Source organism: Ruegeria sp. AA3 (genome assembly GCF_056542905.1).
The window spans coordinates 354102-375484 of sequence record NZ_JBQGAQ010000003.1 but is presented as its reverse complement, the minus strand read 5'-3'; the positions used below and the strand labels follow the sequence as shown (position 1 = coordinate 375484).

At 54.8% G+C, this 21383-nt stretch carries 24 protein-coding genes; 14 read left to right on the top strand and 10 right to left on the bottom strand.

From position 1 onward, the window contains the following. Window positions 1-5 precede the first annotated feature (5 nt). On the top strand, window positions 6-1235 hold the full coding sequence (locus ACR0JR_RS08460; RefSeq protein ID WP_170773183.1) for a cytochrome b/b6 domain-containing protein: 1230 nt from the start codon (window positions 6-8) through the stop codon (window positions 1233-1235). Window positions 1236-1287: 52 nt separating this feature from the next. Here the strand turns inward: ACR0JR_RS08460 and ACR0JR_RS08455 are convergent, their stop codons facing one another. After that, the gene (locus ACR0JR_RS08455; protein WP_170779883.1) at window positions 1288-1860 is read right to left on the bottom strand and encodes a YceI family protein; all 573 of its coding nucleotides are present in this window, start codon (window positions 1858-1860) and stop codon (window positions 1288-1290) included. Between the two features lie 126 nt (window positions 1861-1986). Then, complete coding sequence (locus ACR0JR_RS08450; protein ID WP_480455804.1) at window positions 1987-2496, bottom strand: hypothetical protein; 510 nt, start codon at window positions 2494-2496, stop codon at window positions 1987-1989. A 277-nt stretch (window positions 2497-2773) separates the two neighbouring features. On the opposite strand from ACR0JR_RS08450, the gene rpsF reads away from it, so the two are divergent. From rpsF to ACR0JR_RS08420, 6 genes are all read left to right on the top strand, one after another. Beyond that, a complete protein-coding gene (gene rpsF, locus ACR0JR_RS08445; protein ID WP_029622013.1) occupies window positions 2774-3127 on the top strand; it encodes a 30S ribosomal protein S6 in 354 nt (117 codons plus the stop codon). A 27-nt stretch (window positions 3128-3154) separates the two neighbouring features. Beyond that, window positions 3155-3382: a 30S ribosomal protein S18 gene (gene rpsR / locus ACR0JR_RS08440; RefSeq protein ID WP_005608650.1), complete on the top strand. Its 228-nt coding sequence runs from the start codon at window positions 3155-3157 to the stop codon at window positions 3380-3382. Window positions 3383-3394: 12 nt separating this feature from the next. Next, window positions 3395-4015 carry a 50S ribosomal protein L9 gene (gene rplI / locus ACR0JR_RS08435; protein WP_010442081.1) on the top strand — a complete coding sequence of 207 codons (621 nt, stop codon included), beginning with the start codon at window positions 3395-3397 and terminating at the stop codon, window positions 4013-4015. A 153-nt stretch (window positions 4016-4168) separates the two neighbouring features. Then, window positions 4169-4654 carry a transglycosylase SLT domain-containing protein gene (locus tag ACR0JR_RS08430; protein ID WP_480455802.1) on the top strand — a complete coding sequence of 162 codons (486 nt, stop codon included), beginning with the start codon at window positions 4169-4171 and terminating at the stop codon, window positions 4652-4654. 280 nt (window positions 4655-4934) lie between these two features. After that, window positions 4935-5636 carry an autoinducer binding domain-containing protein gene (locus ACR0JR_RS08425; protein WP_010442079.1) on the top strand — a complete coding sequence of 234 codons (702 nt, stop codon included), beginning with the start codon at window positions 4935-4937 and terminating at the stop codon, window positions 5634-5636. A 119-nt stretch (window positions 5637-5755) separates the two neighbouring features. Next, on the top strand, window positions 5756-6610 hold the full coding sequence (locus ACR0JR_RS08420) for an acyl-homoserine-lactone synthase (protein WP_480455800.1): 855 nt from the start codon (window positions 5756-5758) through the stop codon (window positions 6608-6610). A 97-nt stretch (window positions 6611-6707) separates the two neighbouring features. Here the strand turns inward: ACR0JR_RS08420 and tig are convergent, their stop codons facing one another. The 3 genes from tig to ACR0JR_RS08405 all read right to left on the bottom strand — a co-directional run bounded on the left by tig (window position 6708) and on the right by ACR0JR_RS08405 (window position 11249). Next, window positions 6708-8039, bottom strand: a complete 1332-nt coding sequence (tig, locus tag ACR0JR_RS08415) for a trigger factor (RefSeq protein ID WP_480455816.1) — start codon at window positions 8037-8039, stop codon at window positions 6708-6710. Between the two features lie 185 nt (window positions 8040-8224). Beyond that, window positions 8225-9445: a porin gene (locus tag ACR0JR_RS08410; protein WP_480455798.1), complete on the bottom strand. Its 1221-nt coding sequence runs from the start codon at window positions 9443-9445 to the stop codon at window positions 8225-8227. 211 nt (window positions 9446-9656) lie between these two features. Next, the gene (locus ACR0JR_RS08405; protein WP_480455796.1) at window positions 9657-11249 is read right to left on the bottom strand and encodes an NAD(P)H-hydrate dehydratase; all 1593 of its coding nucleotides are present in this window, start codon (window positions 11247-11249) and stop codon (window positions 9657-9659) included. 170 nt (window positions 11250-11419) lie between these two features. On the opposite strand from ACR0JR_RS08405, the gene ACR0JR_RS08400 reads away from it, so the two are divergent. The 5 genes from ACR0JR_RS08400 to ACR0JR_RS08380 all read left to right on the top strand — a co-directional run bounded on the left by ACR0JR_RS08400 (window position 11420) and on the right by ACR0JR_RS08380 (window position 15919). Beyond that, window positions 11420-11758: a P-II family nitrogen regulator gene (locus tag ACR0JR_RS08400; protein WP_074734010.1), complete on the top strand. Its 339-nt coding sequence runs from the start codon at window positions 11420-11422 to the stop codon at window positions 11756-11758. A 32-nt stretch (window positions 11759-11790) separates the two neighbouring features. After that, window positions 11791-13197 carry a type I glutamate--ammonia ligase gene (gene glnA / locus ACR0JR_RS08395; protein WP_170472262.1) on the top strand — a complete coding sequence of 469 codons (1407 nt, stop codon included), beginning with the start codon at window positions 11791-11793 and terminating at the stop codon, window positions 13195-13197. A gap of 105 nt (window positions 13198-13302) precedes the next feature. Continuing rightward, window positions 13303-13950 carry an MSMEG_1061 family FMN-dependent PPOX-type flavoprotein gene (locus ACR0JR_RS08390; RefSeq protein WP_480455794.1) on the top strand — a complete coding sequence of 216 codons (648 nt, stop codon included), beginning with the start codon at window positions 13303-13305 and terminating at the stop codon, window positions 13948-13950. Window positions 13951-14015: 65 nt separating this feature from the next. After that, complete coding sequence (locus ACR0JR_RS08385; protein WP_480455792.1) at window positions 14016-14810, top strand: lytic murein transglycosylase; 795 nt, start codon at window positions 14016-14018, stop codon at window positions 14808-14810. Window positions 14811-14977: 167 nt separating this feature from the next. Beyond that, on the top strand, window positions 14978-15919 hold the full coding sequence (locus ACR0JR_RS08380; protein WP_480455791.1) for a hypothetical protein: 942 nt from the start codon (window positions 14978-14980) through the stop codon (window positions 15917-15919). 36 nt (window positions 15920-15955) lie between these two features. Here the strand turns inward: ACR0JR_RS08380 and ACR0JR_RS08375 are convergent, their stop codons facing one another. After that, entirely contained in the window at window positions 15956-16699 is a 744-nt protein-coding gene (locus tag ACR0JR_RS08375) for a heme-dependent oxidative N-demethylase family protein (protein ID WP_480455789.1), read from the bottom strand. Window positions 16700-16823: 124 nt separating this feature from the next. Here ACR0JR_RS08375 and dddP point away from each other — a divergent pair, with 124 nt between their 5' ends. Then, on the top strand, window positions 16824-18167 hold the full coding sequence (gene dddP / locus ACR0JR_RS08370; protein WP_480455787.1) for a dimethylsulfonioproprionate lyase DddP: 1344 nt from the start codon (window positions 16824-16826) through the stop codon (window positions 18165-18167). A 3-nt stretch (window positions 18168-18170) separates the two neighbouring features. Here dddP and ACR0JR_RS08365 read toward each other — a convergent pair whose 3' ends face one another. Next, the gene (locus tag ACR0JR_RS08365) at window positions 18171-18365 is read right to left on the bottom strand and encodes a hypothetical protein (RefSeq protein ID WP_480455785.1); all 195 of its coding nucleotides are present in this window, start codon (window positions 18363-18365) and stop codon (window positions 18171-18173) included. A 256-nt stretch (window positions 18366-18621) separates the two neighbouring features. On the opposite strand from ACR0JR_RS08365, the gene ACR0JR_RS08360 reads away from it, so the two are divergent. Further along, window positions 18622-19836, top strand: a complete 1215-nt coding sequence (locus tag ACR0JR_RS08360; RefSeq protein WP_480455783.1) for a bifunctional alpha/beta hydrolase/OsmC family protein — start codon at window positions 18622-18624, stop codon at window positions 19834-19836. A 12-nt stretch (window positions 19837-19848) separates the two neighbouring features. Here the strand turns inward: ACR0JR_RS08360 and ACR0JR_RS08355 are convergent, their stop codons facing one another. From ACR0JR_RS08355 to ACR0JR_RS08345, 3 genes are all read right to left on the bottom strand, one after another. Then, a complete protein-coding gene (locus ACR0JR_RS08355; RefSeq protein WP_170779859.1) occupies window positions 19849-20184 on the bottom strand; it encodes a hypothetical protein in 336 nt (111 codons plus the stop codon). Window positions 20185-20366: 182 nt separating this feature from the next. Continuing rightward, window positions 20367-20717, bottom strand: a complete 351-nt coding sequence (locus ACR0JR_RS08350) for a hypothetical protein (RefSeq protein WP_010442064.1) — start codon at window positions 20715-20717, stop codon at window positions 20367-20369. Between the two features lie 10 nt (window positions 20718-20727). Next, complete coding sequence (locus tag ACR0JR_RS08345; protein ID WP_480455781.1) at window positions 20728-21285, bottom strand: hypothetical protein; 558 nt, start codon at window positions 21283-21285, stop codon at window positions 20728-20730. Between the last annotated feature and the right edge of the window lie 98 nt (window positions 21286-21383).

Below are 21383 nucleotides of genomic sequence, written 5' to 3'. Positions count from 1 at the left end.
AAACAATGCCCCTGACAAATACCCAGTCCAGCTATGGTGGTGTAACCAAAGCATTTCATTGGTTGACTGCACTGCTGATCCTGACGGCTCTGCCATTGGGCTGGTTCGCGAATGAGCTGGCCCACGCGATATATGATCCAAACATCCAAACGACCGAGGAGGATATCGCCCGCGCGGCCCGGCTATTTTCGTTGCATAAGACCGTCGGGGTCACCGTGTTCTTCGTGGCTCTGGCACGAATCCTCTGGGCTCTAAACCAAACAAAACCCGGTCTGCTCAACGCCGATAACAAGCCCGAGGCCTTTGCCGCTGAAACCGTGCACTGGTTACTTTACGGTTCGCTGATATTAGTTCCACTCAGTGGCTGGATCCACCACGCCGCCGCCGAAGGCTTTGCTCCAATTCTCTGGCCGTTCGGTCAGAACCTGCCGTTTGTTCCAAAATCGGCATTTCTCGCCGAGCTAACCGCCGCCTTTCATTGGTTATTCATCTTGGTCCTGGCCGGATCGCTCTTGCTACATATCGCGGGCGCGTTGAAACACCATGTCGTGGACAGAGACAGCACTCTGCGCCGCATGCTGCCGGGTCGGTCCGAGGCGCCACAGCCACCAGCACAGCACCATTCGACCGTACCCGCGTTTGCCGCTTTGGCAATATGGGCTGCGGTGCTCGTCGTCGGCTGGGCCACTGGCGAGTTTGACGACCACGGCAAAGCCTCGGTGGACACTGCAGAGCTTGAAGATGTCCAATCAGAGTGGGAGGTTGAGGAAGGCACCCTGTCGATCACGATTTCCCAGTTGGGGAGCCCGGTGACCGGTGAATTCGCCGACTGGACTGCGGCGATTGCGTTCGAGGACCCCACCGAACCGGGACTGGCGGGATCGGTCGATGTGACCATTGCGATCGGATCACTCAGTCTTGGTACGGTCACCGATCAGGCGATGGGTGCGGATTTCTTCGACAGCAAGACATTTCCCACCGCTCAATTCAAAGCTGATCTTTTCAAAACAGAAACAGGCTACGAAGCACGTGGGCCTCTGACGATCCGGGATAAATCGGTTGATGTTGTTCTGCCGTTCACCCTAGAGATTGCGGACGACGAAGCGACCATGTCCGGCAGTCTGGAGCTCAACCGCATGAATTTCAACGTCGGCACATCGCAACCCACTGAAGATTCGTTAGGCTTCACTGTCGCTGTCACAGTTGAATTGACGGCAGAGCGCGACCAGGAATGAAAAAACCGCCGGAGGGTTGCCTCCGGCGGTAATAGAGTTCGTCAACGTCGGATCAGTCGGCCTTCTGGGCCTCTACCGAAATGCGAACCTCGACTTCGTCGCTGACGAAGGGTGCAAACTGGCCAAGATCGAACTCGCTGCGCACCAGTGTTGTGGTGGCGTCAAAACCGGCCCAGGGTTTGCCCGCCATTGGGTGTTCGCCCACTTGGTTCAGCTTGGCGTCCAGTACGACCGATTTCGTAACACCGTTCATGGTCAGATCGCCCGTGATGTTGGCAGTGTTTTCGCCGGTAACTTCAATACCGGTAGAGGTAAACGTGATCAGGTCGCCCTCGGTCACGCCAAAGAAATCTTCGGTCATGAAGTGATCTTCGCGAGGTTTCCAGCCGGTGATCATCTCGACGACCGGCATCGATACGGTCACGCTGGAAGCGGCGGGATCTTCCTGATCGAACATGATCTCGCCCTCAAAGCCCGAGAACATGCCGTAAGTGGTAGAAAAGCCAAGGTGATTATAGCTGAAAAGAACCTGGCTGTGGCTGGAGTCCAGCGTGTATTTTTCTGCGCTGGCAAAAGCAGTCGTGGCCGAAACGGCCAGAGCAGCGGCAAGAAGGGTGGATTTCATAACAATCTCCGCAATGGTGTTGTCGCAAACCGGGTGGGTTGCTCACCAACAAAAATGTGCTGCCCAAGGGCAGCACACAAGTTTTTTTGATTCACAGAATCTGTTCCTTTTTGAACAGAATAAAATTCAGGCGAAAATTGTTACGTTTTGGCTGAGTTGACCTTTCAGCGCTGAGCTGACATCCGCCGACTCTAGCGGCAGTTTCATCAGCAGGCTGCCATCCACGTCGAACAATTCAACCTGATCATCTGCAAACCGTGCACCACCCAGCGAGTCATAGCTGCGGCGCAGAACCGTTTGCGGGCGGCCGTTTTCATTCTTTTGCAGAATGCGGACCTCGCGGCGGATCGGGTCGAAATAGGCATCTGGGCGTGAATCCATGACCTCGATGGTCAGCAGGCTGACGCCAACAATTAGGAACATCATCGATGCGGCTAGTTTGATCGGCCAAACTTCGGCCCCCATAACAGAGCCAGGCATAAGCCACATTGAAAATGCCGAGAGGATCAGAAAAGCACCTACGACACGCATAAGAACGATCCGTGCGCGCCAGTTAGGCGCGAAGGTAATCAGAACGGGAACTGATTTCTCAAATGCTGCGCGAGACGCAGATTGTTCAAAAGTGTTTGTGTTCATGACGGCCATTGTTTTGCCCTGTCTAATTTTTCCAAACTGCCGGGTACTCCGGTCTTCATGAACAACCTCGGGGCGAAAAGCGTCAGGAATTGGGCACACCAAAGGAAATTGGGCGACTTCACCAAGGCATCCATGGCAGGGCTTGCCCCGACCGCGCAAACGTGTATACGGGGCCATCCTTCGCAAAGGTTATGAATCGCGCAGCCTCTCGTGGCAGGGTCGCGAAGGACCAATGACCCCGCCTTTGAAATGCGCCTTGATATAAACAGGAGTGCACATGCCACTGTATGAGCATGTAATGATCGCGCGTCAGGATCTGTCCAACGCGCAGGCAGAAAGCCTTGTCGAACATTTCGGCACCGTTCTGGCTGATAACGGCGGCAACGTCGTCGACAGCGAGTACTGGGGCGTTAAGACGATGGCTTATAAGATCAACAAGAACCGCAAAGGCCACTATGCCTTTCTGAAAACCGATGCCCCTTCGGGCGCGGTTCAGGAAATGGAACGCCTGATGCGCTTGCATGACGACGTTATGCGCGTTCTGACCATCAAGGTCGACGAGCACAACGAGGGCCCCTCGGTCCAGATGCAAAAGCGCGATGAGCGCGAAGGCCGCCGCGAGCGCCGCTGATCAACGCCTGAGGAAAGGACATAACCCATGGCCGCAAAACCATTTTTCCGCCGCCGCAAGGTCTGCCCGTTCTCGGGTGAGAACGCGCCGAAAATCGACTACAAAGACACCCGTCTGCTGCAGCGCTACATCTCAGAGCGCGGCAAGATCGTACCTTCGCGCATCACCGCCGTTTCGGCGAAAAAGCAGCGTGAACTGGCCCGTGCTATCAAGCGCGCCCGCTTCCTCGCCCTGCTGCCCTACGCCGTGAAGTAAGGAGAGACTGACATGCAAGTTATCCTTCTGGAACGCGTTGCGAAACTGGGTCAGATGGGCGACGTCGTTGACGTCAAGCCCGGCTACGCCCGCAACTTCCTGCTGCCTCAGGGCAAAGCATTGAGCGCATCCGAATCGAACATCGCATCGTTCGAGGCCCAGAAAGCGCAGCTTGAAGCACGCAACCTGGAAACCAAGAAAGAAGCTGAAGCGCTGGCTGAAAAGCTGGACGGTCAGCAGTTCATCGTGATTCGCTCGGCGTCAGATGCCGGCGCTCTGTACGGTTCGGTCACCCCGCGTGACGCCGCAGACGCTGCGACCGACGCAGGCTTCACCGTCGACAAGAAACAGATTGTTCTGATCGCCCCGATCAAAGAACTTGGTCTTCACTCGCTGGCAGTCAAACTGCACCCCGAGGTTGAAGTAGAGATCAAGATGAACGTTGCCCGTTCGGAAGAAGAAGCCGAACTGCAGGCATCGGGTAAATCGATTCAGGAACTGGCTGCTGAAGAAGAAGCCGCCGCTGAATTCGAAATCGCTGAACTCTTTGACGACATCGGCTCGGCCGCGTCGGATGACGATGAGTTGGTCGCCGAAGAAGCTCCGGCTGAAGAAGACGAAGCCAAAGCCTGATCCGGCTGTTTCTACGAATCCAAAGGGCCGCACTTATGTGCGGCCTTTTTTGTTTTCTTATCGCCACCAGCAAGATTTAGCCCGATTGATCGTCTAGACTTGCGGACCGGCGAAGGTTTCATATCATCGCCCTTCGATATCAGGAGCATTTATATGACCCCTCTCCTTCGCCGCAGCATTTTGACCTTGTTGCTCATTGCGCCACTTGCCGCCTGTGGTGGCCCAAACGCTTCAGGTGGCACCGACACCTCCGACCCGCCCCTCTATCCCAATGAGACGCCGGAACTGCGTGCCTCGATCAACAAATGGGCCGATCACTATGAGCTTCCACGAGAGTTGGTGCACAAACTTGCCATCCGCGAAAGCACACATCGCCCCTGGGCGGTGAACCGCCCCTACTATGGGCTGCTGCAAATCCTGCCTGCGACCGCGCGATCTATGGGCTATGCTGGTAATGCCCAGGGATTGCTGGACGCAGATACAAATCTGGAATTTGCAGGTAAATACCTACGCGGCGCCTGGCTATTGTCGGACGGCGATCAACAGCGCGCTATTTTTCTCTATGCGAAAGGGTATTACCCCGAAGCTAAGAAGAGGGGTATGCTAGTTGAAACCGGTCTAGTTTCCGCCACAAAATAGACGTTATTAATGCGCATTCACCTCGTAAAGTATGCGCATAACCACTCAAACACCCGATAAACTTCGGAATGGGCACCACAAATCTGACATTGACCTAAGCAAAGGACGCCATAAAGATGTGCACCAATGGCACATTTCCCTTTAAAAGGCAGACGTTTCCCCTAGCTTCTTGTCATGATGTGGGAAATGTGGTGTCCTTGTTGACGTCAGGGAAGACAGTATCTTTTTTCCTGGAAAAAGGGATCCGCCCGCTCACTCGGGTCTAGCTGGTCGTTGCCGTATGGATATTGTTGATCTCAGCACCCTTCCAGAACAGGATACTCGGTATGACGAGTTCCTGCGCCAAGTCTGTGACAAATACGAAATGGACCATGCCGCCTATGCTGGCATGAACCCTGCCGCAGGAACCATCCACGGCCATGTGACCTATAGCGATGACTGGAAAGCTCATTATCAAGAACAAGGTCTGCATCTGATCGATCCGACGTTGCACATGAGTCAACGTAGCATCGCGCCCGTAGATTGGAGTCGTCTTGAACGGGGCAAAGATTTCCAGCGCGTTTTTCGTGATGCACATGATTTTGGCATTCCAGATCAGGGCATTACGATTCCTGTGCGCGGGCCGTACGGAGATATCGGCCTGCTCAGCGCCGTGCGTGAATGCAGCCGGGAAGAGTGGAAGAAACTGGTGCCCAACGTGATAAGTGACCTGCAATCTTTGGCCGTACACATTCATGACAACGTCATGACGTCGGATACAATCAGCCGAATGCTGTACCACCCGACCCTCTCCAGCCGCGAGTTGGAGATTTTGCAATGGGCCGCAGCAGGCAAATCACAGCAGGATATCGGCGATATTCTGTCGATATCGCACCGTACGGTTGAGGTGCACTTGCGCTCTTCTCGCGAAAAGCTTAATGCACTGACGACTCCGCAGGCCGTCGGTCGCGCCATCGGAATCGGCTTAATCTACCCAGGGTAAAGCCAAATCTTGCCAAAATTGGGCTAAAAAAAGCCAATATTACGGGAAACCCCCAATAGATTCGCTGTGGAAACCGAGTAACGTCTTATCCACAGACAGATCACTCGAAGGGGGTTAACATGATTTTGGTAGTTGATGGGCTGAACAGACATCTGTTCACCGAAGTTCTTGACGATATGTTCGAACTGCGCGCTCGGGTATTTGGCGGGCGACTTGGTTGGGACGTTAACATCCAAGATGGGAAAGAAATCGATCAATTCGATCATCTGGATCCTGCATATGTAATCGGTCTCGACGATGAGGGGAACGTCGTGGCCGCAGTACGTGCACTCCAGACCACTGGCCCACACATGCTTTCGGATGTGTTCTCGGATATCTTATGCGGCGAAGCACCAATGCGCAGTGCGACCATGTGGGAATCGACCCGCTTCTGTGTCGATACGCAGCGTTTGACTCGAGGAAAAGAGAAAAACTCGGTCTCATATGCGACTTGTGAGTTGATGATTGGATCACTGGAATATTGCCGCAGCGCGGGTATTCAAGACATCATCACCGTCATCGACCCGGTCATGAACCGCGTCCTCAAACGCTCGAACTGTGCGCCCTACGATTATGTTGGCGAAACAGTACCGATGGGCAAAGTGCCGGCGATGGCGGCCCTGCTGGATTGCTCGGAAGAAAGGATTTCGGGCCTTCGAGAATTTGCTGACATCCACCACGATGTCTTTATCGAAGAAGAAAAGGCATTGGAGTTCTTCGAGGCAAAAAAGGCAGCGACTGCCAACCCGGCAAACCGCGACCACAAACCGCTCACCGATCTTGAGAAGTATTTTGTCGAACAGATGAGTGCGGCCAAGACGGAAGTGGAAAGACAGGCAGTGCTGAAACTGATCGAAGCGCTGACCGATACATTCACCCCAGAGCAAAAGACCGCTTTGTTACAGACCCCCCGTGCTTTTGCTCATGAGGCCTGACCCCCTCACCTCATAGTACAAAGCCACCCATGCGGAGCCGTCCAATTTCCAGACGGCTCCGCTTTTTTGTGGCCCCAGGCTGGGAGAAGGAAGAGGATTATTCCTCTTCCAGTGCCTCAACGGCTTTTTGCAGGTCTTCTTTGCTGACTTCTTTGTCTGCGACCTGAGCCAGCTCGACGATGTAGTCGACAACCTTGTCTTCAAAGATCGGCGCCCGCAATTGCTGCTGCATCTGAGCGTTCTGCTGCACGAACTCAAAGAACTGACGTTCCTGACCTGGGTACTGACGTGCCTGGTTCATGATCGCCTGAGTCATCTCGGCATCGGTCACTTCGACTTCGGCCTTCTGGCCCAGCTCTGCCAGCAACAGGCCCAGACGCACGCGGCGCTCGGCCAGTTTGTTGTGCTCGTCGGTGGGCTCGATCGGATCATGATCGTGGCCTTCAACTTCAGGGTTCTCTTCGTGCCACAGCTGATGTGCAATCTGTTTGGCTTCGGCTTCCACCAACGAGGGCGGCAGATCGAACGAAACTTTCTCGTCCAGCACGTCCAATAGCGCGCGCTTCATAACCGCACGCGACGCACCGGCATATTCCGCTTCCAGGCGCTCACCAATCTGCTCTTTCAAAGCAGCCAGATCATCGGCACCAAATTTCTTTGCCAGTTCGTCGTCAACCTCGGCTGCAACCGGTTCTTTCACTTCTTTGATGGTGCAGGTGAATACGGCGTCTTTACCGGCCAGATGCTCGGCACCGTATTCTTCCGGGAAGGTGACGTTCACGTCTTTTTCTTCCTCGGCTTTTACGCCAACCAACTGCTCCTCAAAGCCAGGGATGAAGCTGTTCGAGCCCAAAACCAGCGGGTAATCTTCAGCCGAACCACCTTCGAACTCTTCGCCATCAACCTTGCCAACAAAGTCGAACACGATCTGATCGCCATCTTTCGCTTTCGAACCCTTGCGACGCGCTTTGAAGTTCTGGGCGGTTTCGGCCAGGTTGTTCAGCGCTTCTTCCACGGCTGCGTCATCAGCTTTGACAACCAGCTTCTCCAGCTCGACCGATTTCAGGTCAACCTCTGGAATTTCGGGCAGTGCTTCGTAGGACATAGCAACTTCTACGTCATCGCCTTCTTTCCAGTCTTCATTGGTCATCTTGACCTCGGGCTGCAGTGCAGGACGCTCGCCGCTGTCCTCAAAGTGCTTATTCATCGCACCGTCGATGGTTTCCTGCATCGCTTCGCCAAGCAAGCGCTGGCCAAACTGCTTCTTCAGCAGCGCCATCGGCACCTTACCTTTACGGAAGCCCTTCATCTCGACTTCGGGCTGCGCTTCGGTCAGCTTTTCGTTGACCTTGTTGTCCAGCTCGGCAGCGGTCACAACTATGTTGTACCCGCGTTTCAGACCTTCATTCAGCGTCTCGGTAACCTGCATTATGGTAGTCCCCATAGGATTCGGGGCGCGCAAAACGGGCGCGCCGGGCAAATTTGACGCCTTCTATTTGCCCTGCCGCCTGCGTGCAAGAGGCAAAGGCCTTTTCAGCCCCGTTTTGCCCATATCACAGACGAAAAAACGCCCCGGCGCAGGCCAGAGCGTTTGATCATTACTGAGTTAAGAGCTCAGAACTTCCAGCGGGCGCCCAACACCCAGGCTTCGTTGTTGTCGAACGAAGCGCCATCTTCAAAGTCGTGATTGCGGTATTTCAGGTAGGCATCTGTATTGATGCTGTCGATACGCTGAACGACAGCGATGCCCCAAGCGTCTGTGCTGGACCCGTCATCCACGAAGTCCGAACCCGAATAGTAGTCGATCCCGATACCGGTTTTGCCCCAGGAGACCCACTGATCTTCATACGCGATCTTCCCATAGAAGTAGTTCGGATCAGACGCACCGTCCGCATCATTGTCGCGCGTGCCCGCAGCGACGGTGAAACTCAACCCACTCTGCAGCAGAACGGACGCGGAACCGATCGTATCCTTGCGATCCCCTGATCCATCGTCAGCCGAACGAACCGAATAAGCAATGGCTGCAGCGAACTCGACCCCGCCACCGAAGGTGTTGTTGTATCTGAGGCCAACATCATAATAGTCATCGTCATCGCCGCTGGACAGGATGTTCTGACCATATGCCAGCCCAGCGGTGAATCCACTGAACTCGGGTGTATCATAACGAACACGGCCACGACGCGCGCCGTCAAAGTTGCTGCTGGAATCGCCTACGGTAATATCGCTGAGGAAACCGTCAGTACCGCGATAGAAAAAACCGCCGTTCTCGTCATTCGTGAAAGAATACAGCGCGGTCCCGACATAGGACAGGTCCACTTCGGCAGCACCGTCCGCCACCATGCTGCCCTGACCAGCAGAGAATTTACCCCAGTCACCCGCCAGAGCGAAATCTACATGCCGGATGTCTTCGCGAGTCCAACCGCTGAAATCAGTGCCTAGCTGGTTCCACTCGCTTGAATTCGGAAGTCCCAATCCGGTTTCCAGCCGGAATGTGAAATCGTTGTTCCCAAAAGGCTGTAACAGCTCAAGTCCGACCCGGCTATTAGAAAGGTCGTTGTCCAGCACGCGGGTCTCGGTGTCTTCTCCGTCATCGACCGAGATCAACGCAGGGTGCAGCTGCCCGTATAGCAACACATAACCACCTGTGTTGTTTTCATATTTAAGTTCGGCGGCGGCAGGTATTGCGGTTGTTGCAGCAAAAGCTGCTGCTAAGGAAGTCAGTTTACAATTCACTGTCATGTCATTCACCGTAGATGGTTCTTTAAGTTTGATACTGCTCAAATGCTCATCGGTTCCTGCATTTCCAATGACACCCGGCTCAAGTTCAGCATTCATTGCTTTATCGCCACAGGTATCTGCGTCGAAGGCAAGAATTCTGCATTAATTTCAATTCATTGATCGAGTCCCAGAGGCGACTCTAATAACCATGCAAGAAAATTGTGACGCCGATCGTTGCATACTGCAAACAGCCGCTATGCAACTGGCGGGACGCAGCGGCATAAATTCGCCGCTTTGGGCTGCGATCGGCCATTTACCGCCGATCCATTTATACTTCAATCTGTTGCAATACGGCGGGCAACTGCTCGGCTAAATCTTCGGCGATCAAGCCTGGCCCAAAGTTCCGGGCGCACTCAACATGCAGCCAGGCCGCCGTTTCTGCCGCTTGCATTGGCTCGAACCCACGGGCAAGCAATCCGGTGATGAAGCCGGCCAACGTATCGCCCGATCCGGCCGTTGCGAGCCAGGGGGCCGCCCGGTTGTAATGTGCAGAATTGACCGAGCACCGCCCGTCCAGCGTGGCAATGACCGTGTCAGGCCCCTTCACCAGTACACAACATCCAGCTCGCACCGCCGCCTCACGAGCCGCATCAACCTTAGAGAATGCCGGACCCTTGGCGGGCACTTCATTCAGCTTTTCTGCGATATCCGGGAACAAACGCGCGAACTCTCCTGTATGCGGCGTCAGCACGCATCTTTCATGCAGCAGTTCTAATAGCGCCGCCGGTTCTTCGGCAAAGGCTGACAAGGCATCCGCATCCAACACAGTCGGCCGGGCTGCGCTTAGTGCAACCGGCACCAATTCCCGAGATCGCGTTTCCCCCAGGCCCGGTCCAAGGCACAATGCGTTAAACCGCTCATCCTGCAGAGTTTCAAGTAAGTCCCCTACCCCATCAACCCGCTTCAGCATCAGAGCGGTGATCTGGCTCGCGATCTCCATTTGCGCGGCAGGTGGCGCACCCAGTGTCACCAACCCCGCCCCTATCCGCAGCGCCGCTCGGGCTGCCAAACGTGCGGCCCCGGTTTTGCCGACGCCGCCCGACAGGACAACCGCATGACCGTGCGAGTACTTATGGCTGTGCTCACTTTTGTTGAGATGAGTGCCAGATGGCGCTTCGACAGAAGTTGCTGCCTCAATCTCTCCCTCATCCCGATTCAATCCGATATCTTTCACGACCAACCGACCGCAATAAGATGAACCCTCGCTCAGAACATGCCCAAGCTTTCGCGCGTGGAATGAAACGGTCAGGGCGGACCGTGCGCAACGGCGACCATGCTGTGCAAAGGCGCCCCCAATAACTTTGCCTGAATCCGAGCAGAGACCTGAAGGCAGATCAATTGCGACTGTTCGTGGTGGTACGATATCGGTTCCACGACCTTGCCTGCGCATTTCCCATGCGTCTTCCGCATCATCATGCGCCCATAGGTATTCCCACAAAACCGGATCTTCGATTGGTCGCGTCAATCCGGTGCCAAACAATGCATCAATGGAAAGGTCAGGATGCTGAATTTCAGCCTTACCAAAATCAGCCACGCCAAGCGCCCTTCCTTCCCACCGTTCATAGTTCACGCGCGCATCTGGTGGCAATTTGGCAGGGTCACCATAGAGCAACACTTCGACTTGCCACCCCTGCCTTTGCAGCAACCGCGCGACCACAAAGCCGTCTCCGCCATTGTTGCCCGGGCCACTTAATATCACCGCGCGACCACCGGATTTCGCTAAGTCTGGCCATTCCTCAAAAATCGCGGCCACAACGCCTTGTCCTGCGCGCTCCATCAACTCAAGACCCGTCGCCTGCCCAAGACCAATCGCGGTGGTCTCGATGAGGCGCATTTGCGCAGCGGTCAGCAGTTTCGTCATCTCTGGCCCCTCAGGCGATTCAAATTTGATTACTTTTTGTGCACTGCGATCAAAATTTGATCCATTGATAGCTTTCACTGTCTCTGGCAGCGTGCAACACAGCAATCAGATTGCCGCCCAATCTTAGACGTGATCAGTGCCTTCAAGACAACCATGCAAGGTGAGCCGGAATGAAAAAGATCGAAGCGATCATCAAGCCGTTCAAGCTGGACGAAGTGAAAGAAGCGCTGCAGGACGTGGGCGTACAGGGCCTCAGCGTGATCGAAGTCAAGGGCTTTGGCCGTCAGAAAGGTCACACCGAGCTCTATCGCGGCGCTGAATACGTGGTCGACTTTCTGCCCAAGGTAAAGGTCGAGGTGGTGCTGGACGACGATCAGGTTGACGCCGCCATCGAAGCCATCGTTGGCGCAGCCAAGACAGACAAGATCGGCGACGGCAAAATCTTTGTCTCGCCCGTTGAACAAGCTATCCGCATCCGCACCGGTGAAACCGGCTCGGACGCGCTGTAACCGACTAATCTCAAATCAGAGGAATAGAGAGTATGAGCAAGGACGCAGTTCTTCAGCTGATCCGGGATGAGGACGCCGAATATGTCGACATCCGCTTTACCGACCCGCGCGGCAAGCTTCAGCACGTAACCATCATGTCCGATCAGGTCGACGAAGACTTTCTGGAAGAAGGCTTCATGTTCGACGGATCGTCCATCGCAGGCTGGAAGTCGATCGAAGCATCCGACATGAAGCTGATGCCCGATACAGACAGCGCATATGTCGATCCGTTCTATGCGGAAAAGACCATCTGCCTGCACTGCTCGGTTGTCGAGCCCGATACCGGCGAAGCCTATGAGCGTGACCCGCGCGGCACCGCGCAAAAAGCCGAAGCCTACCTGAAGGCGTCCGGTATCGGTGATGTGGCCTATATGGGCCCTGAGGCCGAATTCTTCCTGTTCGACGATGTTCGTTTCTCTAACAGTATCAACAAGGTATCTTACGAAGTTGATGCAACTGATGCATCGTGGAACACTGACACAGAATACGAGATGGGCAACATGGGCCATCGTCCCGGGGTCAAAGGCGGTTACTTCCCCGTGAACCCGGTGGACGAGAGCCAGGATCTGCGTTCCGAGATGCTCAGCACCATGAAGCGTTTGGGTATGAAGGTCGACAAACACCACCACGAAGTCGCCTCGTGCCAGCACGAGCTTGGTCTGATCTTTGACAGCCTGACCAAACAGGCCGACGAGCTGCAGAAGTACAAATACGTGATCCACAACGTCGCCCACGCCTACGGCAAATCGGCCACCTTCATGCCGAAGCCCATCGCAGGTGATAACGGCACCGGCATGCACGTGAACATGTCGATCTGGAAAGACGGCAAGCCGCTCTTTGCAGGCGACAAATATGCTGATCTGTCGGATGAAGCGTTGTGGTTCATCGGTGGCGTTCTGAAGCACGCCAAAACGCTGAACGCCTTCACCAACCCGGCGACCAACAGCTACAAGCGTCTGATCCCAGGCTTTGAGGCCCCTGTTCTGCGCGCCTACTCGGCCCGCAACCGCTCGGGCTGTGTACGTATTCCGTGGACCGAAAGCCCGAAAGCCAAACGGGTTGAGGCTCGCTTCCCCGATCCCGCCGCAAACCCCTACCTGGCGTTTGCTGCGCTGCTGATGGCCGGTCTGGACGGCATCAAGAACAAGATCGATCCGGGCGAAGCCATGGACAAGAACCTGTACGATCTGCCCGCCGAAGAACTGGCCGACATCCCGACCGTTTGCGGATCGCTGCGTGAGGCTCTGGAAGCTCTGGCATCCGATCACGACTTCCTGCTGCAGGGCGACGTGTTCACAAAAGACCAAATCGACGGCTACATCGAATTGAAGATGGAAGAGGTCGAAACCTACGAGCACACGCCGCACCCGGTTGAGTACGGCATGTACTACAGCTGTTGATCCAATAGCATATCGGACTGTCATAAGGGCGCCCTTCGGGGCGCCCTTGTTTCGTTTGGCGCGATCTTCCAAACTCGTTGAACCAGCACCAAAGGAGGAACGCGCATGCCCGTCGATGCTTCACCTTTTTCAGAGTTCGCAAATCTCGTGACCTCAGAAGCCGAACTCGAACAGATTTGCGGGCACCCCCTGCCTCAGATCATCGACAAAGAACTTCCGGCGCTGGACCAGATGTGCCGTGACTTTATCGCAACCTCACCTTTCTGCCTCATCGCGTCGGCGAACCCGTCCGGCTATCTAGATATTTCTCCACGCGGGGACCCGGCAGGGTTTACATTCATCATTTCTGACACGCTGATCGCCCTGCCCGACCGCCCCGGGAACAAGCGCGTAGATACCTTTCACAACGTTCTGAAGGACCCGCGCGTTAGTTTGATCTTCTTCGTCCCCGGAAAAATGGAAACGCTGCGGCTTCGCGGCACCGCTAGGATTTGTGCGGATCCTGAACTTCTTTCTACCATGGCTGTAGGAGGTCACCCGCCCAAATTGGCATTGTTGATCCATGTCGACACCGTCTTTGCGCATTGCCCCAAATGCATCATCCGTTCAAACCTGTGGCAGCCAGGGGAATGGCCGGATTCTTCGCATCTGCCCAATATGAACGCGATGATGGTCAAACATGCCAAGATCGATAAAACCCCGGACGAGTGGTTTGAAACCCTAAAAACCACAGGTGAACTTGATCTGTATTAAACCGCTTTGCCCGACAGCGATCAAAGCTTAGGCTGAAGCAGTTATTCTGCAATCGGATTTCCTTCATGCTTAGAATTTGCACCTGCGTTGCTATCGCTATTCTCATGCCCTCGATGGTGTTCACGGCCCCATGCGGTAATACAAGTAGCGGATTTGAGGCTTGGAAAGCCGACTTCGCCAAAACGGCCAAGCGTGCGGGCGTGAAAAAGAAAGGCCTGCAGGCATTGGCGCAGACCCAATACGCGACCCGCACCATTGCAGCTGATCGCAATCAAAAAAGCTTCAAATACTCGCTGGACAAGTTCATGAAAATTCGCGGAGCGAATACCATCGTCGCTCAGGGACGTAAGCGTAAGGCGCGAAACCCGCAATTCTACGCTGCTCTGGAGCGCCAATATGGCGTGCCCGCGGGTGTTCTGATTGCCATCCACGGCATGGAAACCGGCTTTGGTAACTTCATGGGCGACAGCCAGGTTGTTTCCGCAATCACAACATTGGCTTATGATTGTCGCCGATCCGAGTTCTTTGTCCCGCATGCCATTGGTGCGTTAAAATTGGTCGATCAAGGAAGCGTCACGATGGCGACAAAAGGGGCAAAACATGGCGAGCTGGGTCATACGCAATTTTTGCCTGGCAATGCTTTGACCTATGGCGTGGACGCAACGGGTGATGGTCGGGTCGATTTCTACAACATGACCGACGCTCTTGCCTCAACTGCAAATTTCTTACGTAAGAAAGGGTGGAAGCCAGGACGCGGCTACCAATCCGGCGAGCCGAATTTTGCGGTTATCCAACAGTGGAATGCCGCCACTGTTTATCAGCAATCCATCGCTATTATGGCCGCTCGAATCGACGGTTGAGTCGACCAACTTATCTGGCCTGGCAGATCCGATTTCAGCCACATTCTCGCCACATATATTAAAGAAAACCGCGTTTTTCTTGGTTTCCAAAGTGTAATCAATGATGGAAATCTCTGACTTTTTTGCATTTTCGTCAAAATTTGCACCATTTCGGTTGCTACATTGTTGTGAAGATTATTACGGCAAAGGAACATGCTGTGACTTCGAAGCATATGTACCACGGCGGTCTCCAGTTCGACGGCTCTGCGGATGGCGCACTTGAACGCGTTTGCGATGTCGTATCCACCACACTCGCGGATTATGGCCATCTGGTCGAGCGCAAGACGCTTCTCAGCGCGTCCGAGGCAAGCATCGTCTGCAGCCAGTATCTTGTGCGTCTGACCCTTGATTCAGAATCCAAGGCAGTTGAACACAGCCACCATGAACGGATGGATAAAACTGCGGGTCTCAGAACCAAGACGCGTCGTGTCGTAGCCCCCCCAGACAACCGGTTGACGATTACAATTTGTCCAGTTTCAAAGCTGCTTGATGATAGCGAAATTTCAGAGCTGATGCTGGTTGTGATGCTTTACCGCATGGTCGATATCTGTACGACCCGGCGGGTTGAATGGTTATCGCCCAATACAGTGCTGACGATTGAACAATTCATGAGCGCGTTCGACTCGATCAGCCCCCGCAATTCCCGAAATCGTAAACAGATTTTCGAAGCGATCAGCGGTCCATTTGCCGGGCTCGACTTGCCCGATCCCAATCCAGTGCAATTGGATACCAAAACCCAGAGCAAGCCGCGCCCAATAAAGCTGAGCGATGACCAACTCCTCAGTATCGCGTTTCGCACTGAAACCGATCCGTCGCCGTCGGCAAACCTTTCTCAGGACAGCGCTGAGGAAACCGATCGCCCAAGCGATATCCTTAGGCTGACTAGTTGGGGCATGACAGGCGCGATTGCCAGCATATCTGCCCCGGTTGCCGTTTCCTTGGCGGCTGTCAATCTGATCCGCGGTGAGGACTTTCGCCTCAACACTCAGGTGTTGGCATTTACAACCGCGATTTTCGGCCTGAACCTTACAAATGCTTTTGGCGAGGTCGCAAACGCCCTAGGCATGTAACCAAACGACCCAAGACCCTCCTTGGAAGCCCCGCCATCAGGCGGGGTTTTCCAGTTCTAAGATCTGCTCTGCCATCATCACGTATGTATGGATGGCAAATACCACCGCGCCTGTTTGTGGTAGACGCAAGAGAGTTTGTCGTTCGCTGCGCAGATACCGGGCGGTGTTTTCGTTCTGTGGCGCACGTCTTTGCGCCATACTGCGTGGCTGGAACAGTTCAGCGTCATGATACCAAAGCGCATTAAACCGCCACAGCGGACGGTTCGGTTGAATCCCATCAAACAAACGCTGAACCCTACGTGCTATGTTTGCGTCGTAGACATCCACGGGTTCATGAATTCCGGTCAGTGGGCGCATGAATTTTTCGGACAACATCCAGCTTGCAGGAAAGCACAGGATCGCGCCTGTCAGTACATGCTCATCTCCGTGCTTCTGCAATATGCAGAAATCTTCCTGTACCAATTGGCAAAGCGTTTCCAACGGGTGGTCCCAATCAATTTCGATTTTGATCCCGTCTGGCCTAACTACTTGATCGGAAGCATCCGGGTAAGCTTGCCCGAGAACCAATTCAAGCAACTCCTGCGCGGGCTTCAATGCTTCGGGGCTCTGGGCCAGAACATCTAACATCCGCTCTTCCAACAAATCTGTCCGCCGTTGCATCTGAGCCGCAAAGGCATCGTCCTGGTGCAACCAGTTGTTAGGATCAGCCGGCTTGATCCCAGGTAGCGGGTTTGTGGCAAGCGGATTGTGGGGGATGGAATGCTGCAATATCTCCGTCATGACTGAGGCATAGCATCCCAAACTGGCTTTGCCGGTCAAAAAGCGACTTCTAGACAGTCGCAAACTTTCGAGACGTATCGTCTTTGGCTTTGCAGGCTGGGTTGGCAAGCAGAAAGGCCCGCCCGTGAACACACCCTATCGCGACACCCGTAAGATTGATCCCACCAGGGGCACCACTCTCGGCGATGGAACCCCAAATGACAATGATCGGATCGAAATCGGACCGACACAGCTGGCCTTTGATGAATGGACGGCCGCAGGGCTGAGCCTGCCCAATCTCGAACGGATGCGGGAATACCGCTGGTCGCGATTAACCCAAGCCATTGTGAAACGTGGCTGGGGTGGTGTCTTGTTGTTTGACCCCCTCAACATTCGCTACGCGACCGACAGCACCAATATGCAGCTTTGGAACACTCACAATCCGTTCCGGGCGGTGTTGGTTTGCGCAGATGGCTATATGGTCATCTGGGACTACAAAAACTCTCCTTTCCTGTCGAAGTTCAACCCGCTTGTGCGCGAGCAACGCTCGGGTGCGGATTTGTTCTACTTCGACCGGGGCGACAAAATCGATATCGCGGCGGATGTGTTCTCGAATGAAGTGCGCGTGTTGATCGAGGAACATGGCGGCGGAAATAAGCGACTTGGTGTAGACAAGATCATGTTGCACGGCCTACGCGCGCTCGAGGCGCAAGGGTTTCAAGTTATGGAAGGGGAAGAGCTCACCGAGAAAACCCGCGCTGTTAAAAGCCCCGACGAAATCCTCGCCATGCGCTGTGCCAGCCACGCCTGTGAAACCGCCGTCGCTGAAATGGAGCGGTTCGCACGTGCCAATGTCGGGGATGGTAAGACGTCGGAGGATGACATCTGGGCCGTTTTACATGCTGAAAATATTCGACGCGGAGGCGAGTGGATCGAAACTCGGCTTCTGGCTTCAGGCCAGCGTACCAATCCATGGTTTCAGGAATGTGGCCCACGTATCACGAGACAGAACGAGATCATCGCATTCGATACCGACCTGATTGGATCATACGGCATTTGCATCGACATTTCGCGCACATGGTGGATCGGCGATCAAAAGCCACAGCCTGACATGATTTATGCAATGCAGCACGCGCACGAGCATATCATGACCAATATGGAAATGCTGAAACCGGGCGTCATGATCCCAGAACTGACCGCAAATGCACACCGGCTGGACGACAAATTCCAGGCACAGAAATATGGTTGCCTGATGCATGGCGTGGGATTGTGCGACGAATGGCCTTTGGTGGCTTATCCAGACAAGGCGGTGGAAGGGGCCTATGACTACCCGCTTGAACCTGGAATGGTGCTGTGCGTCGAAGCGGCGGTCGGTGAGGTAGGTGGCGACTTCTCAATCAAGCTGGAAGATCAGGTGCTGATTACAGAAGACGGCTACGAAAACCTGACCAAGTATCCGTTCGACGCACAGTTGATGGGCGCAAACTAAGTGCTATTTCGACCAGTGAGATCGCCTGACGTTACCGTGCCAATCCTCGGGCGCGGTGATGATCTGTGTTTCCTGGGGCAAGGTTCTCGGTGGCCAGTTTTGCCCAAGCGCGAAACCGATTGCGCCCGTCAGCAGGATCGCAATCAGTACTCCGGGACGAATTGCCGGACTCAAAGGTACAGGTGTCGAATGTGCCATTTTGGCCTCCACAGAGAGTCATTGGAATGACTATTAGTTGGGAGGCGAGAGCAAATAAGTAAAATGAATATTTTTACGGCAATACATCACCAATCTTGATTTGTCAGGCTCTTTGACGAAAATTGTACAAAGAACTTGGTGCCCAGATAAGATCACTTCCCGATCTCTCACCTTCCCGTGACGCGCCTGACACAAGGGTTGAGCCGCCCGCCCTCAGCGCACAGTATTGTCGAAACCTGACAACCTAGGAATAATCATGCCTACCGAACGCATTACCTTTGCCGGTCACGACGGCAGCCAACTGGCCGCGCGCTTGGATTTGCCAGACGGGCCGGTTCTGGCGACGGCGTTATTTGCACATTGCTTTACCTGCTCGAAAGACATTCCGGCAGCACGGCGAATTTCGGCGCGCCTGGCGGCGATGGGCATCGCGGTCCTGCGGTTCGACTTTACCGGCCTTGGTCACTCGGACGGCGAATTCGCCAATACGACATTCACCTCGAATGTCGAGGACCTGATCAAAGCCGCAGAATACCTTGCGGGCCGTAATATGGTACCGTCGCTTCTGATCGGCCATTCGCTTGGTGGCGCTGCCGTATTGCGAGCACGCGCAGGAATTCCGTCAATCAAAGCCGTGGTAACGCTCGGCGCACCCGCCGACCCCGGCCATGTGTCCCACCATTTCGAGGCAGCCTTGCCCGAAATCGAATCTCAAGGCAGCGCCGAAGTGTCGTTGGGGGGGCGTCCGTTCCGCATTGGCAAGGCGTTTGTTGAAGATATTTCAGCAACCGCGCTCACTCCGGCCATTGCTGATCTGAAAGCTGCCTTGCTGATCCTGCACGCACCACGCGACAGTACGGTCAGTATTGACAATGCCAGCACCATCTTCATGGCGGCAAAACATCCCAAAAGCTTTGTTACACTCGATGATGCCGACCACCTGATCACGCGTGCGCAAGATGCGGATTATGCGGCTGATGTCATCACCGCCTGGGTTTCCCGCTATGTCAAGCTGTGCCCTCCGGCCCCGCCACCTGGGGCACCGGAAGGTGTCGTCCGCGTGACCGAGACAGACCCGTCGGGTTTTCTGCAGGACATTCAGTCAGGCCCGCGTCATCACGCGGTCGCGGACGAGCCCGCATCTTATGGTGGTTCGGATCGGGGCATGTCACCTTACGGGTTCGTGTCGTCCGGGTTGGGGGCATGCACCTCTATGACCATTCGCATGTATGCCCGCCGCAAGCGCTGGCCGCTGACAGGTATCACGGTCGATGTCTGTCATGATAAAGTTCACGCGCAGGATGCCGGGCTTGCCAGCGAAGGCAAGGTCGATCAGTTTCGCCGTAAAATTCGGCTGGAGGGCCCGCTGGACACGGATCAGAAGGCCAAGCTGCTGGAGATTGCCGACAAATGTCCTGTTCACCGAACTCTTGAAGGCTCGGCCCATATCACGACTGAACTTGTGCAGTAAATTACGGTTGGATCAGGGCGCTTTCCAATCTGTCGAGTGCGTCTCACGGCGTCTGGTAGCGCCAAGACCGCGCTTGACTCCACCAACAACAGAGATCGAATAGACGCATCCCCTCTGATCGAACGAAATCTCCATAAAGGCGTCGCGGATATCCTTTCCAAACGGTCCGCGTGGATGAGCGGCAAATCCAAAGTCGCCCATATCATCTTCGATCTCGTCGATAATATCTTCGGGAATGGCCCTGGCATTCAGGTTTATGCGAAACGGGTTCGGCAGACCGATATTGGGCACAATCAGGATACCGCAGAACGCGGCTGCAATGGCTCTTAGCTGTTCTTCAGTCAGCATCGTCGACTCCTTTTGGCAAAGGTCGAGCGGGCTGTGACATTCGATGCGGTTGTTATTACGGAACTTCTAAATCAAGCCCGCCCAATTTGCACTCTATCACGGATTTGCAATTCGCATAATCTGTGGGGCCTAACGTACCAATCCCCGATCGGGTCGGGGCAGACCAATCTGCCCCGAGTTCTTCAGCGACGTCTTGGAGACGGCCGATGGATCGGCGGCCGCGCCGCCGGAGGGCGCGCCACTGGGGGATGCGGGCGCGAAGGTGGTTTGGCGACTGGAGGTTTGGGCCGCTGCGGTGGGTTCGGGCGCACTGGGCGGTCAGGCCTGTCGGGTCTGTCGGGCCGATCAATATCCACGTCCACGTCTACATCGTGATCGTGGTAATAGTCATTCCACAGCATCGAATCGTAAAATGGGTCATAGCCGACGCCATACCCTACCCCAACCGTTACGCCATCGCAGGCTGACAATGTGAAGGTTGCAGCCCCCAGTCCCAGCGCCAAAACTGAGCGTTTTATCACTTTGCGTGTCATCCAGGCCTCCTTACTGCAAAGACTGGAACGACGCGAAAACGGCGTTCAAGGCATCAACATAAGACGGATCGGCCCCGTCCCGCAGGATCGCAACCCCAATGGCCACACGGTCGCGCGGCAGGTCGATTACCGTGGCGGTGAAGTTCACCCCGCGCCCATCCCGATTGCCGGTTCCGCGAACGATATGCGCAGGCCGCCCACCAATCCTTGTATCACTGGTGCTGGTTACCGTCGGGTCTTTGACGAGGAATTTGTCGATATCCTCAAGATAGCGCAGCCCGCCCTGAATGCTTGAAACCCGCGATGGTGAGACGAATCCCATCCAGACATTATCGTCAGTCACCGGTCTGATCCCCATGACGCGCGAAATTGCACGGGCATCGCCCAGACTGGTATCCTCGATCTCACGCGGGCCACCGGTGCGCAATGTCCAGAAGTCGGGAACCTCAAAGCGGAACAGGGCGCGCCCTTCATCGGTGTAGGTCACCGGTGTGTCGGCTTGCACAGGCGTTACAGCCAACCAAGTCACGGCACTTGCAGCAAGCGCCAAGCTTAACAAAATACGCATATCTCAATAACCTGATCAGTTTTCTGGTCTCAGGTTGCCCACGCAGATTGACTTTGTCCAGTATCCTATTCTGCAGACAATAAAAAACCCGCACCCGG

Excerpts from the sequence above, each read along its gene's own strand:
- ACR0JR_RS08425 (WP_010442079.1), top strand. The coding sequence starts at position 4,935 with ATGGATATTGTTGATCTCAGCACCCTTCCAGAACAGGATACTCGGTAT.
- rpsR (WP_005608650.1), top strand. The coding sequence starts at position 3,155 with ATGGCCGCAAAACCATTTTTCCGCCGCCGCAAGGTCTGCCCGTTCTCG.
- ACR0JR_RS08420 (WP_480455800.1), top strand. The coding sequence starts at position 5,756 with ATGATTTTGGTAGTTGATGGGCTGAACAGACATCTGTTCACCGAAGTT.
- ACR0JR_RS08450 (WP_480455804.1), bottom strand. The coding sequence starts at position 2,496 with ATGAACACAAACACTTTTGAACAATCTGCGTCTCGCGCAGCATTTGAG.
- ACR0JR_RS08360 (WP_480455783.1), top strand. The coding sequence starts at position 18,622 with ATGCCTACCGAACGCATTACCTTTGCCGGTCACGACGGCAGCCAACTG.
- ACR0JR_RS08355 (WP_170779859.1), bottom strand. The coding sequence starts at position 20,184 with ATGCTGACTGAAGAACAGCTAAGAGCCATTGCAGCCGCGTTCTGCGGT.
- ACR0JR_RS08345 (WP_480455781.1), bottom strand. The coding sequence starts at position 21,285 with ATGCGTATTTTGTTAAGCTTGGCGCTTGCTGCAAGTGCCGTGACTTGG.
- ACR0JR_RS08455 (WP_170779883.1), bottom strand. The coding sequence starts at position 1,860 with ATGAAATCCACCCTTCTTGCCGCTGCTCTGGCCGTTTCGGCCACGACT.
- glnA (WP_170472262.1), top strand. The coding sequence starts at position 11,791 with ATGAGCAAGGACGCAGTTCTTCAGCTGATCCGGGATGAGGACGCCGAA.
- tig (WP_480455816.1), bottom strand. The coding sequence starts at position 8,039 with ATGCAGGTTACCGAGACGCTGAATGAAGGTCTGAAACGCGGGTACAAC.
- ACR0JR_RS08350 (WP_010442064.1), bottom strand. The coding sequence starts at position 20,717 with ATGACACGCAAAGTGATAAAACGCTCAGTTTTGGCGCTGGGACTGGGG.
- ACR0JR_RS08410 (WP_480455798.1), bottom strand. The coding sequence starts at position 9,445 with ATGAATGCTGAACTTGAGCCGGGTGTCATTGGAAATGCAGGAACCGAT.
- ACR0JR_RS08400 (WP_074734010.1), top strand. The coding sequence starts at position 11,420 with ATGAAAAAGATCGAAGCGATCATCAAGCCGTTCAAGCTGGACGAAGTG.
- ACR0JR_RS08405 (WP_480455796.1), bottom strand. The coding sequence starts at position 11,249 with ATGACGAAACTGCTGACCGCTGCGCAAATGCGCCTCATCGAGACCACC.
- ACR0JR_RS08390 (WP_480455794.1), top strand. The coding sequence starts at position 13,303 with ATGCCCGTCGATGCTTCACCTTTTTCAGAGTTCGCAAATCTCGTGACC.
- ACR0JR_RS08385 (WP_480455792.1), top strand. The coding sequence starts at position 14,016 with ATGCTTAGAATTTGCACCTGCGTTGCTATCGCTATTCTCATGCCCTCG.
- ACR0JR_RS08375 (WP_480455789.1), bottom strand. The coding sequence starts at position 16,699 with ATGACGGAGATATTGCAGCATTCCATCCCCCACAATCCGCTTGCCACA.
- ACR0JR_RS08365 (WP_480455785.1), bottom strand. The coding sequence starts at position 18,365 with ATGGCACATTCGACACCTGTACCTTTGAGTCCGGCAATTCGTCCCGGA.
- ACR0JR_RS08430 (WP_480455802.1), top strand. The coding sequence starts at position 4,169 with ATGACCCCTCTCCTTCGCCGCAGCATTTTGACCTTGTTGCTCATTGCG.
- rpsF (WP_029622013.1), top strand. The coding sequence starts at position 2,774 with ATGCCACTGTATGAGCATGTAATGATCGCGCGTCAGGATCTGTCCAAC.
- rplI (WP_010442081.1), top strand. The coding sequence starts at position 3,395 with ATGCAAGTTATCCTTCTGGAACGCGTTGCGAAACTGGGTCAGATGGGC.
- ACR0JR_RS08460 (WP_170773183.1), top strand. The coding sequence starts at position 6 with ATGCCCCTGACAAATACCCAGTCCAGCTATGGTGGTGTAACCAAAGCA.